Raw genomic sequence first — 16,764 nt, 5'->3', positions numbered from 1 at the left:
ATGTCGATGATCTTGGCCAGCGTTGATTCCGTGACGTAAAAGCTGGATAAACCGGACAGATCAGGCGGGCGGCGGTTGGTCACCAGCAGGTCTCAGCGGTAGAGTCGGCATTCGAATGTGGTGCCCGCAACGAGGCCGGTCCCGGGTATCGAAACAGGGGAAAGGACGCAATGTTCTACTGGCTGCTGAAATTCGTTTTGGTGGGACCGTTCATCCATCTCGTCAACCGGCCCAAGGTCGAGGGCGTGGAGAACATTCCCACCGATGGCGCAGCGATCCTCGCGGGCAACCACCTGTCGTTCACCGACTGGCTGTTCACCCCCCTCGCCAGCCCTCGACGCATCACGTACCTGGCCAAGGCCGAGTACTTCACCACCCCGGGTCTCAAGGGCCGTCTGCAGAAGTTCTTCTTCTCCGGCACCGGTCAGTACCCGATCGACCGTTCCGGCGCCTCGGCCGCCGAGGGCGCGCTCAACACCGCGCGCATGCTGCTCGAGGAGGGTCGCCTGGTCGGCCTGTACCCCGAGGGCACCCGCTCCCCGGACGGCCGCCTGTACAAGGGCAAGACCGGCGTGGCGCGCCTGGCCCTGGAGACCGGCGTGCCGGTGATCCCGGTGGCCCTGATCGGCACCGACGAGGTCTGCCCGCCCGGACCGTTCCGCTGGCGCAGTCGCAAGGTCACCGTCAAGTTCGGTAAGCCGATCGACTTCTCGCGCTACGAGGGCATGGGCGGTAATCGCTTCGTCGAACGCGCCGTCACCGACGAGATCATGTACGAGCTCATGCAGATGGGCGATCAGGAATACGTCGACGTCTACGCCGCCAGCCTGAAGAAGGGCGTGCCGTCCGGCGCCCGCCCCGATGCGGACCGCGTGCCGCAGACCATGGCGGGCTGAGACCCGAAATACTCGAAAAGCCCCGGGAGACATCGTCTCCCGGGGCTTTTCGCTGTTCGGACTCAGGACGCGCTGTGCGGGCTCAGGAGGCCGCGCGCCGCCGATGCGCTTCGATGGCGTCGAACTTGGCCAGATTGTGGCGGGCGTCGGCGAGGGCGTCGTGCGCGTCCTTGGGAACCGGCGGCAACGCCGGGCTGCCGTGCTGGACCCAGTGCTGACGCAGCTCGTTGGTGTACCGGGGGAGCGCTGCGGGCAGATCCACCATCGAACCCCAGAGCTGGCACAGTGCCACGTGGTCGTACGCGGCGACCCAGGCCCAGAGCTCGGGCTCCACACTCGTGCGGGGGACCAGGAACTTGTACAGATCGTCGCGGATCCGCTCGCGGCTGCGCCACAGCGGCGAGGTGCGCGGGGGCAGCTTCGGCAGCACATTGCGGCGGACGAACGGCCCGGCCTTCTCGGCGTCGAATTCGGTTGAGACCGCATAGTATTCGCGGCCGTCCTCACAGACGACGGCGATCGATACGAGGTCGATGACAGTGCCGTCCTCGATGAATTCCGAGTCGTAGAAATACCTCATCGAGAAGGGTTCGCTCCTTGATTCGCGGACTCCGGCTCCGGTGCCGACGCCGAGGGATAAGGATGATCCGGGCAGATCATCCGGCCTCTCAGCCTAGATTCCGGGTTTATCGGGGCGCTCGGCGGGCATACCGAGGGAGGTGCCGGGAATTCACCCTGGGGGTGGTCCGCGCGGTTTGTCACGGTCCGTATTCTGAACGGGTGAACTGGACCGTCGACGTACCGATCGATCGCCTGCCGGAACTGCCTCCGCTGCCTTCCGAGCTACGGCGGCGTCTCGACGCCGCACTGGCTCGCCCGGCACTGCAGCAGCCCTCGTGGGATCCGGAGCAGGCCGAGAAGATGCGGACCGTGCTCGAGAGCGTGCCGCCCATCTGCGTACCCGCCGAGGTGGAAGAGCTCAAACTGCGCCTGGCCGAGGTCGCGCGCGGCGAGGCGTTCCTCATGCAGGGCGGCGACTGTGCCGAGACCTTCGCCGACAACACCGAGCCGCACATCCGCGGCAATATCCGCACCCTGCTGCAGATGGCCGTCGTGCTCACCTACGGTGCGAGCCTGCCGGTGGTGAAGGTGGCGCGCATCGCGGGCCAGTACGCCAAGCCGCGCTCCTCCGACATCGACGCGCTCGGGCTCACCTCGTACCGCGGCGACATGGTGAACTCGCTGGTCGCGGATGCCGCACTGCGCGTGCACGATCCGTCGCGTCTGGTGCGCGCCTACGCCAACGCGTCGGCGGCCATGAACCTGGTGCGTTCGCTGACCTCCGCCGGAATGGCGGATCTGCACAAGGTGCACGACTGGAACCGCGAGTTCGTCGCCCAGTCCCCGGCCGGCGCCCGCTACGAGGCCCTGGCCACCGAGATCGATCGCGCGCTGGCGTTCATGAAGGCCTGCCGCGTCAACGATCCCAACCTGTCCAGCGCCCGCATCTACTCCAGTCACGAAGCGCTGGTGCTGGATTACGAGCGCGCCATGCTGCGCCTGAGCGAGCACCCGGTCACCGGTGAGCCGGTGCTGTACGACCTGTCCGCGCACTTCCTGTGGATCGGTGAGCGCACCCGCCAGCTCGACGGCGCGCACATCGCGCTCGCCGAACTGCTCGCCAACCCGATCGGCCTCAAGATCGGCCCGACCACCACGCCCGAGCAGGCGGTGGAATACGTCGAGCGGCTCGACCCCAACAACGAGCCGGGCCGCCTGACCCTGGTCGCGCGCATGGGCAACGGCAAGGTCCGCGACGTGCTGCCCGCCATCATCGAGAAGGTGCAGGCCACCGGTCACCAGGTGATCTGGCAGTGCGATCCGATGCACGGCAACACTCACGAAGCCTCCACCGGGTACAAGACCCGGCACTTCGATCGCATCGTCGACGAGGTGCAGGGCTTCTTCGAGGTGCACCACGCCCTGGGCACGCACCCGGGCGGCCTGCACATCGAGCTCACCGGTGAGAATGTCACCGAATGCCTCGGTGGCGCGCAGGACATCTCGGATCTGAACCTCGAGGAGCGGTACGAGACCGCGTGCGATCCGCGCCTGAACACCCAGCAGTCGCTGGAGCTGGCGTTCCTGGTCGCGGAGATGCTGCGCTGAGCCGGTAGGGCTGAAAAGCGCAGGCCGACAAGCAACGAGCCCGGTTCGATCCAGTGGATCGAACCGGGCTTCGCTGTATCAGGGCTACGCGTCTACGAGCAAAAGTTCGCTAGGGAATCGCCACGACATTGATGGTGGAACCGGGTTTGACCGATCCGCCGGGGGCAGTGCTCTGGGAGATCACGAGCGAGCTGTCGTTGTCGACCAGCTGCTGCACGGTCATCTGCAGTCCGACCGCCTGTAGCTTCGCGCGGGCGCTGGACACGCTCGAGCCCAGGAGGTTCGGGACTTCGACGGCGCTGTTGACGATCAGCACGACCGTTCCGGTGTCGATGGTGGTTCCGGCGGTCGGATCGGTGCCGATGACCTGGCCCGACTTGATCTTCGAGTCGAAGTCGGTGCTGGTGGTGGTCACGGTGATGCCCGCGGCCTGCAGTACGGACTTGGCTTCGTCCTCGGTCTTGCCCCGCACGTCCGGAATCTTCACGGGCGCGGTTCCCTTGCTGCGGAACACCTTCACGTTCGCGCCGGCCGGGAGGACGGTGCCCGGGGCCGGATCGAGCTTGGCGACAGTGCCTTTCGGGGCTGTACTTCCGACCTCTCCGCCGTCTACCGGAGTCAGCCCCGCGTCTCTGATCGCTTTGTTCGCACTGCTGACATCTTGACCAGCGGTGATGTCGGGGACCTTCGGTTTACCGCTGGAGACCAGCACCGCGACCGTGGATCCCTTGGTCACCTTGGTTCCCGCGACCGGGTCGGTCCCGACCACATTGCCGACCGGAATGATGTCCGAGGCCTTGTTTCGGGTCTCGGTCTCGAATCCGGCGTCCTGTAGCGCCGTGATCGCCTTTTCGGAGGTCAGACCGGCGATCGAGGGGACCGCCTCGTATCGCCCGACCCCGACCCACCAGCCGCCGACGCCCAGCAGAATGGCCAGCGTGACCACGATGCCCAGCCAGATCAGCACGGTCCGGCGGGACTTGCCGCGATTCTCGATCATCTCCGAGCGATAGTCGGAGGGGCCGTGGCCCGGTGGGCCCGGCGGCGCGGGGGCATACCCGGGAGGTAGCTCGCGGGCCGCGGTCATCACGCGGGTGTTCTGGTGCGGCGGTACCTGCATGGTCGGCGGGTCGGCCGGGATGCGCGTGGTCATCTCGGTGGCGCCGTACTGCGCGGGCCGGGCCGCCGGGGTGTGCGCGCGGGCCGGAGCCATCGCGGCCGGTGTCATCTTGTAGGTCGCGCTGAGGTGTTCGGCCGAATCCTTCGGCGCGGGCACCCGATAGTCGGGCAGTTGCAGATCGCGGGCGATCCGCCGCAGTTCGCGGGCCATATCGGTGGCGTCGGCGTAGCGGCGCGAGGGCTCGCGGGCGGTGGCGTGCGCGACCAGTTCGTCGATCTCCGGCGGCACTCCGGAAATGAAGCGGCTCGGACTCGGCACGTCCTTCTCGACCCGCTGCAGGGCGATCGAGAGCGAGTTGTCGCCGGTGAAAGGGGTTCGCCCGGTGAGCATTTCGAAGATGAGCACGCCCGCGGAGTAGACATCGCTGCGGGAGTCGGCATTGCCGCTGGTGACCTGTTCGGGGGACAGGTAGGCGGCGGTGCCCAGAATGACGCTGTCGGAGGTGACCTTGGCCTCGGCGACGGCGCGCACCAGGCCGAAGTCGGCGATCTTCACCTCGCCGGAATCGGAGATGAGCACGTTCTCCGGCTTGATGTCGCGGTGCACCAGCCCGGCCGCGTGCGCGACGCCGATGGCGGCCAGCACCGGCTCGGCCACGGCGCGCACCGCGTGCGGGGGCATGGGTCCGCGCTCGCGTAGTAGCTCGCGCAGGGTGCCGCCCTCGACCAATTCCATGATCAGGAACGGGTGGTCGCCGTCCACGCCCTGGTCGTACACGGCCACCAGCGAGGGATGCTTGAGCTTCGCGACGGCCCGCGCCTCGAGCTCGAAACGGGTCAGGAATTGCGGATCGGAGGCGAACTTGGGATCCATCACCTTGATCGCGACCGGGCGATCCAGACGGATGTCCACCCCCCGGAACACCATCGACATTCCACCGCGCGCGATCGGCGCGTCGATGCGGTAGCGCCCTTCCAGCATCTGGCCGATCAACAGCAACCCTTCCAATAAATTCGTCCGCCCCGGTGCGGCTCACCCGATGGTAGTCGTGCCGGGGTGTGATGCGACCTCAGCGGCACGAACGACTACCGTGGTGGGGGTGAGCACCTTTCCCTACATCGAAGATTTCCTGCCCGAATCGGTCACCCTGATCCCGCTGCCCGACGTGGCAGAGCAGCTCGGCATGGTGGTCACCCGGGTGCATCAGTTGCTGCGTGACGGTCAGCTCATCGCTGCCCGCCGCAATGGCGTGGTCGGCGTGCCTGCGGAATTCTTCGACACGACCGGCGCGATCGCGAAGCACATTCCCGCGCTGATCACCGTCATGCGAGACGGCAAATACAGCGACGCGGAAATCCTCGAGTGGGTGTACACCGAGGACGACTCGCTGCCCGGCCGCCCGATCGATGCCCTGCACGGTCAGCTGGCCCGCGAGGTCATCCGCCGCGCCGCCGCCGACCCGTTCTGATTCTCACCGCGGCACTCACGGCCGGGTGATTCGGCGCCCGGACATAGGGGCCGAGTGTCCGAGGAGTCCGGAGTCGGTACTCGAAAGTGCCCGGCTCCGGATTTCATGTTCGCGATTCAGGGTTTCCGGCCCGAAATCAGGGTCGGAAATCAGCCGTGAGTATGACGTAGCGGCCGGGCGGCGACGAATTCGCGCGCTGCCACTCGTATTCGCCGCAATTGCGGCACCGTCGCGCGCTGCCGGAAGATTTCGTAGTCGGCGCGTTCGATCTCGTCGAGAATGCCACCGTACAGAGTTGCCGCCGTGCGAATCGCGGGCCGCACTCTCGGAGTGAGAAAGTCGATGCCGGGATGCGCGGTCCGATAGATACCGCGATTCACCGCGATCAGATGCGCGAGCGCCTGCCGGACCCGCTGATCGGTGCGGCCGGTGCGGCGGCAGTGGGCGAGTAGTTCCTCCTCGACGCCGAAGGCCGCGAGTTCGTCGGCGGGCAGGTAGATCCGGCCGCGGTCCAGATCCTCGGCGACGTCGCGCAGGAAGTTGGTGAGCTGGAAGGCTTCTCCCAGCGCGGCGGCGGCCGGTTCGGCTTCGGCGACGGGAACCACGGTGCCCAGCACCGGCACCAGCTGCAGGCCGATGGCCGCGGCCGAGCCGCGCATGTATTCGCGCAGCGCGTCCATGTCGGGATAGCGGTCGCGGTACCGCGGGCCGCCCGGGATGTCCATGCGCATGGAGTCCAGGAAGACCCAGAAGTGTTCAGCCGCAATGTGATAGCGGCGAATCGTGTCCGAGACCGCGAGCAGCACCCGGGTCTCGACGGCGGAGCCGTCAGTGGTGTCGGCGGCGGAGCTGTCAGTGGTGTCCGTGGCGGAGCCGCCGTTGGTCTCGGCGGCGGAGCTGTCAGCGGTCTCCGTGGTGGAGCCGAAAGTCGCCTGCGCGGAGGTGGTTCCGGAGGGTTCGATCGGCTGGGCCAGCCGCCCGCGTAGCTCGTATTCGATCCGATTCAGGCGCCGAGTGGACTCGCTCGCGTGCGCCGGGGCGTCGCTGCCGTCCACGATGTCGTCCACCATGCGGGCGAACGCGTACAGCGCGTGCACGGCCGGTCTTCGCGCCGGCTCCAGCAGCCGGGTGGCCAGAAAGTAGGTGCGTCCGTGCTCGGCGGCGGTGCGCCGGCAATCCCGATATGCCTGGTTCAGTTCCGGTGTCATGCCGGGCTGGTCGGGGCGGGCAGGACGGCGACGTGGTTGGCTCGGACCTTCAACGGGTCCACGGTGCACAGCGAGACCGCCGCGACCACGGCGGCGAAGGTCGCCAGCGCCACGTGCCAGAAGTTGTACAGCCCGATCGAGCCGTCGGGCTGGAACACCAGCATCAGCCACGTACACAGGCCGACCAGCACCTGCAATGTCCGTGTGGACAAGGCGAATCCGGCGATCAGGGCCAGCGGCCACGAGTAGTACCAGGGCAGCGCTGCCGGGGACAGGATCACGATGGCCACGAACGCGATGGTGATGCCGAAGACGGCTTCGCGCTCGCTGTGCCGGAAACGCCACCAGGTCCACACCAGCACGGCCACCAGCACGATGGCGCAGATGGTCCGGGTCACCGCCAGCACCGATTCCAGGCGCAGCGGGGTCACCCAGGTGATCATGTGCGCCATGACGGTCGGCAGCGACAGCCAGTTGATGATCTTCTTGGAGCCGGACAGTGCGGTGAGCCAGCCGATTCCGACCCCGGCCAGTGCCGAGGCCAGTGCGAACACGGCCGCGAACACCGCCACGCCGAGTCCCGCGATCCTGGCGAACATGAGCGCCGGATGCGGCAGCTCGCTCGCGCGCGCATCGGTGGAACCCTCGGCCTCGGCGAGTGCCGCGCGGCGTTCGCGTTCGTGAATCATCCAGATCCACACCAGGAACGGCAGGGCGATACCCGCGGTCGCCTTCACGCCCACGCCGACCGCGACCACCACGATGCCCGCCACGTGATGGTGCTCGAGCACCAGCGCGATACCGGCCGCCATCAGCCCGACCATCAGCATCTCGTTGTGCACGCCGCCGATCAGGTGGATGAGCACCAGCGGATTGAGCACGGCGAGCCACAGCGCGGTGGTGGGCTTACCACCCAGATGTTTGGTGAGATGCGGGACCGCCCACATCATCAGGGCCAGACCCGGCAGCATGACCAGGCGCAGCGCGATGGTTCCGGCCACCACGTTCTCTCCGGTGAGGGAGGTGATGGCGCGGGCCAGCAGCAGGAAGATCGGGCCGTAGGGCGCGGTGGTGGTGGTCCAGACCGGGCTCACATTGTTCAGCAGCTCACCGGGATTCACCACCGGGCCGACCTCGTACGGGTTGAAGCCGTCGCGCAGCAGCGCGCCCTGCGCCAGATAGGAGTAGGCGTCGCGGCTGAACATGGGCACCGCGAACAGCAGCGGGAACACCCAGATGCCGACGATGGCGCGCAGTTCGTTCAGCGTGACCTTCGCGCCGGGCACGGTGCCCAGGGTGGCGCGGCCCAGGCGCACCCAGGCGGTGATCATGGCCAGGACGCCGACCCACACGAACACGGTCGAGAGCGCGTAGCCGTGCCCGAAGCGCAGCCACGACAGGTGCGCGGCCTCGAGCAGGGGATCGCTGCGCCGGACGCTGCCCGCGCCGAAGCCACCGAAGGTGATCATGACGGCGCCGAAGAATCCGAGTACGGCCGCATGGCCTTCGGGGCTGCGCGCGAAATCGGCGTAGTTCCGCAGCCAGTTGTGCGGCGGCGCGCTGCCGGTGATCCGGTCAGCGGTGGCATCGGGTGTGGCGACCATGGGCGTGTCGTCCGTATCGGGGGTCGGCATAGTCGGTCGTTTCCCCCCGGAAAGGTCGTCGGCGGCAGCGGTTGGATCAAGGACGCCGGTCAGTCTAGTGCTTGCGCGACACTGCTACCGCTTCGGCGTGGGGCGTTCGGGCTTCGGCATGTCGCAGATCACCCACGATCCGCGCGGCGGCCAGTTTTCCCGAGATCAGGACGGTCGGCACGCCGACTCCGGGCACGGTCCCCGAACCTGCGAGAACGATATTGTCGCGGCCGCGCACCAGGTTCCGCGTCCGGAAGGGGCCGGTCTGGCGGAACAGGTGCGCCGCGGAGAACGGGGTGCCCGCGAGCATGCCGCGCTCGCGCCAGGTGCGCGGGGTGTCGAGGTGGTCGATCCGGAAGTGCCGTGAAATGCCCTGGTAGCCGCGACGTTCCAGTACCTCGAGCAGTTCGCGCAGATAGGAGGGGGCGAGCCGGTCCCAGTCCAGGGGCGCGGCATCCAGATTCGGGCAGGGTGCGAGCAGCGAGAGCGGCTCGTAGCGCACGGTGTCCACCAGCTGACCGGACTCGTCGATGTGCTGTTCGGCGCGATCGATGTAGAGCGTCTCGTCGGTGAGCGCGGGCCGGGTGAGCAGCAGCGACGGATCGCTCATCAGCGTGCCGCGGCCCTTGGCGGCCGCGATCTCCTCGAAGGTCCGCTCCCACTCCTGTCCGAAGTCGATGGTGTGATGCGCGCGCACCGGCCACCGGCGCGTCACCTCGATCGGAATGGTGCCGTGCGCGACCACCGCGGACGGGGAGGCCCGCAGCCCGCGTCGGCGCCGCAGCCCGAACCGCTCGAGCGAGCCGATGTCGGCGGTGACCACGACCGCGTCGCAGTCCAGCGTGCGCCCGTCCGCGGTGCGCACCGCGGTGGCCCTGCGGCCGGACCGGTCGATCCCGATCACCTCGGTCTCGAATCGCACGGTTCCGCCGGCCTCGGTCAGCGCCCGGGTCATCGCCTCGGCGACCGCGCGCATTCCGCCTTCCGGGTAGTACACGCCCAGGCAGGTGTCCATGTACGGGATAGCCCCGTAGACACCCAGCGCCTGCTTCGGCGACATTCCGGCGAACAATGCCTGGAAGCTGAAGAGCCGGGCGAGTCGCTCGTCTCCCATGAGCCGCCCGACCTTCGGGCCGAGCCGCCCGAACGCGCCCAATCGCACCAGTGTGATCAGCGCGGAACGCTTCTCGCCGTCGCGCACCATGTCCAGCGGCGAATCGAAATTGCTGTCCATGAAGTGCATGAACTCGGCCTCGTACACCTTCCGCAACCAGTCGCGCAGCCGGCGATACCGGGTGGCCTCGGCCGTTCCGCGGACCCGGGTGATCTCGGCGGCCATCTGGTCGGGATCGGAGTAGACCCCGATGCCGGACCCGTCCGCGAAGCGCGCCTGATACGCCGGCGCCATCGGCAGAATCCGCAGACCCACCGACTCCCGGGTGGCGCCCACCGCCGCCAGCGCCTCGTCGATCAATCCGGGCACCGTCAGAATCGTTGCGCCGGAGTCGATCTCGTAGTCGTCTCCGCGGTAGAGCCCGACTCGGCCGCCGGGGTGATCGGCTCGCTCCAGGACGGTCACCGTGCGCCCGGCTCCGGTCAGATGCAGGGCCGCCGCCAGCCCGGACAGTCCCGCGCCGATCACCACGACCCGATCGCTGGGTCCCGCAACAGTTTTCATGCCACCCTGAACTTCCGTGTCGTATGCGGCCGGCCGCGATACCGGGGTGATACACCCGATGTCGTTGCCGCGCCGCGGTGTTCGGTGTGCCGGATCGACGGTCTCGCCCGGCCCTTCGTTCCGGTTCGCCCGCCGCTCCAGCGTTCCCGGTCCGGCTCCGGGTCACCCTCGTGGATGCGGCGGCGGCTCAGGACCAGCGGCGACGTTCGTGTGCTCGAGCAGGTTTCGGTTCTCGATCACCGGCCGTGGCCGGTGATCGTCAGTACGACCGAGCCGTCGCGGCCAATGCCATCGACCGTAGCTGCCGCTTGGCCTCGTCGGTCGCGCTGCTGGCATCCAGAGCCTCGAGCGCCCGGTCGGTGAGGCTGGTGATGCGCTGCTCCACCGCGTCCACCGCGCCGAGATCGGTGAGGACCGAACGCAATTGGTCGACCTGCTCCGGCGTCACATCGGTACCGAGGCTCGTGCGAATCAGCGTCGCCGCCGGCGGCGCGACCAGGTCGGCGCGCTGCAGTGCCTCGGCGATGAGCACGGTGCGCTTGCCTTCGCGCAGGTCGTCACCCGAGGGCTTACCGGTGATCGCCGGATCGCCGAAGACCCCGAGCAGGTCGTCGCGCAGCTGGAAGGCGATGCCGATATCGGTGCCGAATTCGCGGTACGCGCCGATCAGCGCCGGGTCGGCGTCGGCCAGCGCCGCACCCATGTGCAGCGGGCGCTCGATCGTGTACGCGGCAGTCTTGTATCGGTTGATCCGCAGCGCGGCCGCGACGGATTCGTCCCCGCCCGCCTCACCGTGGATGTCCAGCAGCTGTCCGCCGAGCACCTCGGTGCGCATGGCGGCCCAGACCGGGGCGAAGCGGGCGGCCGCGTCGGCGGGCAGCCCGGCATCGCGGGTCATGTCGTCGGCCCAGGCCAGCGCCAGATCGCCGATGAGGATGGCGAAGCTCGTGCCGTAGTGCGCGGGGTCACCGTGGAAGCGCTGATTGCGGTGCCGGGTCTCGAAGTCCACGTGCACGGTCGGGAAGCCGCGGCGCGTGCGCGAGGAGTCGATGATGTCGTCGTGGATGAGGGCGCACGCCTGGACCAGTTCCAGCGCGGAGCAGGCGGTCAGCACCGCGTCGGCCTCGGGATCCTCGGGGCTGCGGCCCGCGCCGAGCCACCCGGTCCACGCGAAGGCGGGCCGGGTGCGCTTACCGCCGCGGATGACGAAGTCCTCCAGCGCGCGGATCGCGTCCACGACCACCTCGCCGAGAGGTTCGACCAGGCGCTGACGGGTGAGGAAGAAGCTGGTGAGACGGTCCTCGACGGCGGCGACGAGGGTTCCCGCGCCGACCGCGTCGCGGGTCGGGGTACCGGGTCCGGCGGACAGGGGAACCTCCTGGGTCGAGCGCCGCACTCTGCGCGGCGCATTACGCGCCCCCTCGGATCAGCGCGGGTGGAGCTCACCGAACAGCCGAGCCGACCGCGAACCGCAATGGCCTCGCGCGGGGTTCGGCACCGACTGTACCGAGCGATCGCGCGCGTCGCGAAGCCGCTCCCGCGGGACGTGAGGCACTGGCCACCTGCGCTGTCGCCCCCTCTAAACTGTTCCGGTGAGTTCCGACAACGAGCGGGGATATTCGACCCCAGGCCGAGTTTCCCGCACACCTCGGGCGTCCGGAACTCGTTCGGTGGTGCAGCAGCTAGGGCCTCGGGCGGACGGCTCGGTGCCGTTCTCGGTGGAGTTCAATCCGCCGCGCGATGCCGCCGGTGAGGCTCGGCTGTGGCGTGCGGCACGCGAATTCGAGTGCCTGCACCCGGCCTTCGTGTCGATGACCTACGGTGCGGGCGGCTCCACTCGCGATCGCACCATTCGGGTGACCGGTCAGCTGGCCCGCGAGACCACCCTGCTCACGGTGGCGCATCTGACCGCGGTGGATCACAGTGTCGCCGAGCTGCGTTCGATCGTCGGAGCGTACGCGGATTCGGGCATCCGGAACCTGCTGGTGCTGCGCGGCGATCCGCCGGGGGATCCACTGGGGGAGTGGGTCGCGCATCCCGACGGCGTCGAATACGCCGACGAACTGGTGCGCATGGTTCGCGATCTGGGCGACTTCCACGTCGGCGTCGCGTCCTTCCCGCAGGGGCATCCGCGCTCGACCGACCTCGATCAGGACACCCGGCACCTGGTCACGAAACTCCGTGCGGGCGCTGAGTATTCGATCACCCAGATGTTCTTCGACGTCGAGCACTATCTGCGCCTGCGCGACCGGGTGGCGAAACACGATCCGGCCGAAGGCGACAAGCCGATCATCCCCGAACTCATGCCGATCACCTCGCTGCGCACCGTCGAGCGCGCGGTCGAACTGTCCGGCCGTGAGCTGCCGACCGCGGTCATGGAGCGGCTTCGCACGGCGGCGGGCGACGGGCCCGAGGAGAATCGTGCCGCGGTCCGCGCCGCGGGTATCGAGATCGCCACCGAGATGGCGCAGCGGCTCATCGACGAGGGCGCGCCGTGCCTGCACTTCATCACGCTGAACTTCGCCAAGGCGACCGGAGAGGTGCTGGCCAACCTCGGGTACACGGGCGGGCAATCCCCGGCCTGAGGTGAGTGCGCCCGCGTTTCCGGTGCTCGGCGTGCCGCATCAAATACCGGGAAACCGCTGGTCAGCGGAGTAGCGTCGCTCTTCTTCCGCAAGGGTGAGGAGGAGTGTCGATGTCTGTGCTGCCCAACCTCGTTCGGGTCGCCGCTGTGCTGGGCGCCTGCGCGCTGTTCACCGTCACCGGCCCGGTGGCCGTGGCGCCCGCGGATTCACCCGGCCGTCCGAGTTCGGCCGACGCGACCGGGACCACGGATGTCGACGCCGTCGTGGCGGCCCTCGCCCGCGCCGACGAGGCCGCCGCTCCCTCGGACTGGTTCTCCGCGTACGGCCAGACTCTCGAGGGACTGCAGTCGCTGGGCATCGAGCCCTTCCTGTACCCGACGGCCGCCCCGTACTGCCTGGGCGGCACCACCTTCGGCCTGGCGCCCGCCGTCGCCGGAGCGATTCCCGGCCCCTGGCCCAAGGTCGGCATCTCCATTCCCGGCCTCGACCTCTCGGCCGTCAAAGCGGGCCAGACCATGTTCGCCTTCATCCCCTACGGCCTGAACCCGGACGGCGCCGACACCACCGGCATGCAGGTCGCCTGGCTCAACCTCACCACCGGTCACGGCGGCATGACCCCGATGGGCTCGCTCGGCCAGGTCCTGAACGCCATGATCCCGCCTCAGGTCCCCGTCGAACTGCGGCCCCTGCTCGAACAGGCCGTCCGCGAGATCTTCGCCGGCGCCCTCCCGACCGGCGGCGTCCGCGCCGTCCCGGTCGACACCGGCTCCGGCACCGTCCTGGCCGCGGTCTTCGGCACCGTCCGCAACGGCGCCACCACCTGCTTCTTCCTCCCCACGGTCGGCATCACCCCGGTCCCGTAGCGGCACACATGCGGTCCACCTGATCGGGCGTGGATCACCGTCGGGAATCGCTGATTCCTCGCGGCGAACCGGCCACAGCGGCAGTCCGGTCAGAGCGAGACTCGCCGACCCTTCCAGGACAGGGCGCCGTGGCGATGGGCGCGGTGGGAGCGGGCCGAGAGGCGGGCGTACGCGGCGACGGAGGCGGGATGTGCCAGGGCGGCAAGCAAATCCGTGCGGTCGGGGCGCGTGCCGGTCTCGGTGGAGCGGGCCAGGAGCCGGGTGGTGACGGCGGCGGTGTAGCCGAGCAGCCCGACTCGGCGAATCGGGCCACGGCCGAGGATCGCGGCCAGGGGTGGCGCCCAGAACGCGAGGGCCGCGACGCCGCCGACCGCGAGACTGCCCGCCGGTCCGCCGTATGCCGACCACAGCCATCGGGTGTATCCCGTGTCGAGTTCCGCTGCCCCCCGGTACATTCGGGTCCGTGCGAGCCGCCCGGCCGCGACCAGGGTGGTCCTGCGACCCGCGCGCCGCAGTTCCCGGGCGATGGCCAGATCCTCGGTCACCTGATCCGCCACGGCGAGATGTCCGCCGATGCCGCGATAGGCCGCGGCGTCGAACACCAGGAATTGCCCGCAGGCCACCGCCGTCGACGGTCGCAGGCTCCGATTGCTCACCGGCACAGGCAGCGTCGAGGCCCACGACCAGCACAGCAGCGGCTGCACCAGCCGCTCGGCGCCGGTCTCGGCCTGCTGCGCGGGCCACGGGCACACGAGTGCCGCTCGCGCGCGGCGCAGTTCGCCGACCGCCGCCGCCAGTGCCCCGGGTTCCAATCGCACATCGGCGTCGAGGAACACGAGAGCGCCGGGGGCGTCCCGGTCTTCGAGATCGGGTGGTGTGTCATCGGCTCGACGATGTCGGCCTCGGCGGGTGGCCGCCGGGTCGTCGCCGGTACCGGGTTGCCGGGTGAGCAGTGCGATGACGCTCTCGGGGCGAGCCTCGGGAGCGTCGCCCTCGGCGCGGAACTCGCCGGGAGCGGTTCCGGCCCGCCCCGTCTCGTCCACGCCGAAACCGGCGAAATCCGCGAGTCGTGCGCAGGCGGTGGTCTTGCCCGTCCACCCCTGCGGCGGGTCACTGTCGTTGTGCAGCAGGGTGAATCGCTCGTCGTGCCCGATCGCGTCCGCCGCCGCCGCATACGTTCTGTCGGTCGACGCGTCGTCCAGGATCAGCACGCGCAGTCGTGGAACCCCCTGTTGCGCACGCAGATCCGCGATCAGTTCCGGCAGCCGCTCGGCCTCGTTGCGTGCCGGTACGCACACCGTGACCGGTTCGATCACCGTGTGCGCCCCGCCGTGCAATTGCCGGACACCGAGCCGATTGACCAGTGCCACAGCGGTTCCGAAGGCTGCGATCCCCGTTCCGGCCCGCACCGCCGACTCGAGGGTGCGGGGCCCGATCACACGAAGGTGTCGTGGTTGTCGCGACGCCAGCGCGCCGCACGGACGAACGCCGGCGGATCGGGATTGCGGGTCATGTAGGCCAGGACCGCGACCACGGCCGCCACCGCCAGGGTGATGCCGCCGACGATGCCGGCCCATCCCGCGAAGGAGCGGGTGTTCGGATCGGCGTATCCGACCTCCGCGCGCAGGGTGCTGACGTCACCGGCGGGCAGCTTCCAGGTCACCACGGAGTCGCCCTCGCGGGTGCCGTTGGTGGTGGCCACGCGGGCCGGGAAGGCCACGGTGAACTGCACATCGGATCCGTGCGGCGGCAGACCCTTGAGATCCACCCGCCCGGTCAGCGTCACCAGGTCGCCGACCCGGTTGAACTGCAGCGTGAACATGCCCTGCGTCTGATCCGAGAGCGATCCGAGCTGCTGCACCTCACCGAAGGTGAGATCGTCGAAGTAGACCTGACTGCCCACGTACCCGTCCTGCGAGTACGGATCGACCCGCACCTTGCCCGACAGCGTGTCGGGCGCCTTGAGCTGCGGGCCCTTGTCCTTGTCGTTGGCCGGAACGGTCGCCGCGACGACGCGACCGGACACGCGGTCGTTGGAGGACACGCCCATCGACACCTGGACGCGTAAGCATCCGGTCAGCAGTACGGCCAGCGCCGCGAACATCAGGACCGCCACCATTCGCACCCAGCGGTGCGGTCTGCGCCCGCCCGGAAGCGAACCCGTCACCGGGGGCGCGGACTCGAGCGTTTCGTCTGCTGTGGAGATCGGACTCGGCTGCACGGCTCACATCGTGCCATGACCCCCGGGCCGCAGCGCGATTCGACGGGCACACAACCCGAGAACCAGCGGAATCCCCAGCGTTCCCAACCCCGCGAACCCGTACCCCGCCGACACCGGCAACCCCAGGAACACCCCGTGCGCCAGCGTCGACCCCAGCCAGGTCCACAGGAAAACCGCCACCGGCACCAGGTGCGAGGGCTCGTCGTCCGGCGCCGTCCGATCCCACAATTGCAGCGCCCCGGCCATCACCAGCCCGACCGCGAACCACCCGAGGTAGTTGCTCACCGGAATCTCGGGCAGCCCCGGCAATCCCGCGGCCCCCGAGCGCCAGCTCCACTGTCCGTCCGCCACCATCTGCGGATCCAGGAACAGATCCCAGCCGACCGCCCCCATCGCCGTCAGCGGAACCCGCACCGCGGCACGCGAATTCAGCAGTCCGGCCACCACCCACACCGAGTACAACCCGCCGGTCCACGCCAGCGGCACGATGAGCGGCACCCCCGCGAGATCCGGCCCCAACCGCCCCACCGCGTAGTCGTAGCCACCGAACGGCACCCCGGTCGCCGTCCCCACCACCTCGGCCGCCAACCCGATTCCCGAAACGATCACCAGAAACCCGGCGGCCCACCGCGGCCCCCGGGTCACCCCGGCATGCACCAGAGCCGTGGCGGCCGACAGCAAAACAACGGCAACCGTCACCCGATCCCGTCCGACCCCCTCGGTCAGCGGATACGAAATCTGCACCAGCACCAACAACACCGCGGGCACCACCGCGATCAACCCGGCCCGTTCCCGAACGGGTCTCCCCGACGTGGCTGCCCGACCGCTCACCGACCATTCACGGGGCTCCGGGCGCGGATTCCGAACTCGCCGGGGTCCGCCGCCACCGCTCACCGGAGCCGTCACCACGCCCTCGCGAACT

At 69.1% G+C, this 16,764-nt stretch carries 14 protein-coding genes; 5 read left to right on the top strand and 9 right to left on the bottom strand.

The genetic code is table 11. The features are described from left to right. The first annotated feature begins 170 nt into the window (after positions 1-170). Positions 171-896, top strand: a complete 726-nt coding sequence (locus NJ1_RS26605) for a lysophospholipid acyltransferase family protein (protein WP_067699199.1) — start codon at positions 171-173, stop codon at positions 894-896. A gap of 82 nt (positions 897-978) precedes the next feature. On the opposite strand, the gene NJ1_RS26600 is transcribed toward NJ1_RS26605, so the two are convergent. Next, a complete protein-coding gene (locus NJ1_RS26600; RefSeq protein ID WP_067699197.1) occupies positions 979-1,476 on the bottom strand; it encodes a polyadenylate-specific 3'-exoribonuclease AS in 498 nt (165 codons plus the stop codon). 200 nt (positions 1,477-1,676) lie between these two features. Here NJ1_RS26600 and NJ1_RS26595 point away from each other — a divergent pair, with 200 nt between their 5' ends. Then, positions 1,677-3,065, top strand: a complete 1,389-nt coding sequence (locus NJ1_RS26595) for a class II 3-deoxy-7-phosphoheptulonate synthase (protein ID WP_067699195.1) — start codon at positions 1,677-1,679, stop codon at positions 3,063-3,065. A gap of 109 nt (positions 3,066-3,174) precedes the next feature. On the opposite strand, the gene pknB is transcribed toward NJ1_RS26595, so the two are convergent. Beyond that, positions 3,175-5,178, bottom strand: coding sequence for a Stk1 family PASTA domain-containing Ser/Thr kinase (gene pknB / locus NJ1_RS26590; protein ID WP_067699356.1), 2,004 nt, complete (start codon positions 5,176-5,178; stop codon positions 3,175-3,177). 106 nt (positions 5,179-5,284) lie between these two features. On the opposite strand from pknB, the gene NJ1_RS26585 reads away from it, so the two are divergent. Next, positions 5,285-5,653 (top strand): Rv2175c family DNA-binding protein, encoded by a 369-nt coding sequence (locus NJ1_RS26585; RefSeq protein ID WP_067699193.1) that lies wholly within the window; start codon positions 5,285-5,287, stop codon positions 5,651-5,653. A gap of 149 nt (positions 5,654-5,802) precedes the next feature. Here NJ1_RS26585 and NJ1_RS26580 read toward each other — a convergent pair whose 3' ends face one another. The 4 genes from NJ1_RS26580 to NJ1_RS26565 all read right to left on the bottom strand — a co-directional run bounded on the left by NJ1_RS26580 (position 5,803) and on the right by NJ1_RS26565 (position 11,569). Continuing rightward, positions 5,803-6,861 (bottom strand): phytoene/squalene synthase family protein, encoded by a 1,059-nt coding sequence (locus NJ1_RS26580; protein WP_067699191.1) that lies wholly within the window; start codon positions 6,859-6,861, stop codon positions 5,803-5,805. Beyond that, positions 6,858-8,495, bottom strand: coding sequence for an alpha-(1->6)-mannopyranosyltransferase A (locus tag NJ1_RS26575; RefSeq protein ID WP_084478884.1), 1,638 nt, complete (start codon positions 8,493-8,495; stop codon positions 6,858-6,860). Before NJ1_RS26575 ends, NJ1_RS26580 begins: the two co-directional genes overlap by 4 nt. Before the next feature lie 64 nt (positions 8,496-8,559). Next, positions 8,560-10,173 carry a phytoene desaturase family protein gene (crtI, locus tag NJ1_RS26570; protein ID WP_067699188.1) on the bottom strand — a complete coding sequence of 538 codons (1,614 nt, stop codon included), beginning with the start codon at positions 10,171-10,173 and terminating at the stop codon, positions 8,560-8,562. A gap of 259 nt (positions 10,174-10,432) precedes the next feature. Beyond that, positions 10,433-11,569 (bottom strand): polyprenyl synthetase family protein, encoded by a 1,137-nt coding sequence (locus NJ1_RS26565; RefSeq protein ID WP_084478883.1) that lies wholly within the window; start codon positions 11,567-11,569, stop codon positions 10,433-10,435. A gap of 274 nt (positions 11,570-11,843) precedes the next feature. On the opposite strand from NJ1_RS26565, the gene NJ1_RS26560 reads away from it, so the two are divergent. Both NJ1_RS26560 and NJ1_RS26555 read left to right on the top strand, forming a co-directional pair. Continuing rightward, complete coding sequence (locus NJ1_RS26560) at positions 11,844-12,758, top strand: methylenetetrahydrofolate reductase (RefSeq protein ID WP_245717593.1); 915 nt, start codon at positions 11,844-11,846, stop codon at positions 12,756-12,758. 110 nt (positions 12,759-12,868) lie between these two features. Then, a complete protein-coding gene (locus NJ1_RS26555) occupies positions 12,869-13,621 on the top strand; it encodes a hypothetical protein (RefSeq protein ID WP_157574220.1) in 753 nt (250 codons plus the stop codon). 89 nt (positions 13,622-13,710) lie between these two features. On the opposite strand, the gene NJ1_RS26550 is transcribed toward NJ1_RS26555, so the two are convergent. The 3 genes from NJ1_RS26550 to NJ1_RS26540 form a co-directional block, all read right to left on the bottom strand. Continuing rightward, positions 13,711-14,991 (bottom strand): glycosyltransferase, encoded by a 1,281-nt coding sequence (locus tag NJ1_RS26550; RefSeq protein WP_245717592.1) that lies wholly within the window; start codon positions 14,989-14,991, stop codon positions 13,711-13,713. 65 nt (positions 14,992-15,056) lie between these two features. After that, complete coding sequence (locus NJ1_RS26545) at positions 15,057-15,740, bottom strand: LppM family (lipo)protein (protein WP_067699181.1); 684 nt, start codon at positions 15,738-15,740, stop codon at positions 15,057-15,059. Between the two features lie 105 nt (positions 15,741-15,845). Further along, on the bottom strand, positions 15,846-16,601 hold the full coding sequence (locus NJ1_RS26540; RefSeq protein WP_422615782.1) for a carotenoid biosynthesis protein: 756 nt from the start codon (positions 16,599-16,601) through the stop codon (positions 15,846-15,848). Between the last annotated feature and the right edge of the window lie 163 nt (positions 16,602-16,764).

The sequence above is a fragment of the Nocardia jejuensis NBRC 103114 genome (genome assembly GCF_001613145.1).
Classification (GTDB): Bacteria; Actinomycetota; Actinomycetes; order Mycobacteriales; family Mycobacteriaceae; genus Nocardia; species Nocardia jejuensis.
The sequence above is the reverse complement of the archived record's forward strand: the minus strand, read 5'-3'. Positions and strand labels throughout refer to the sequence as shown.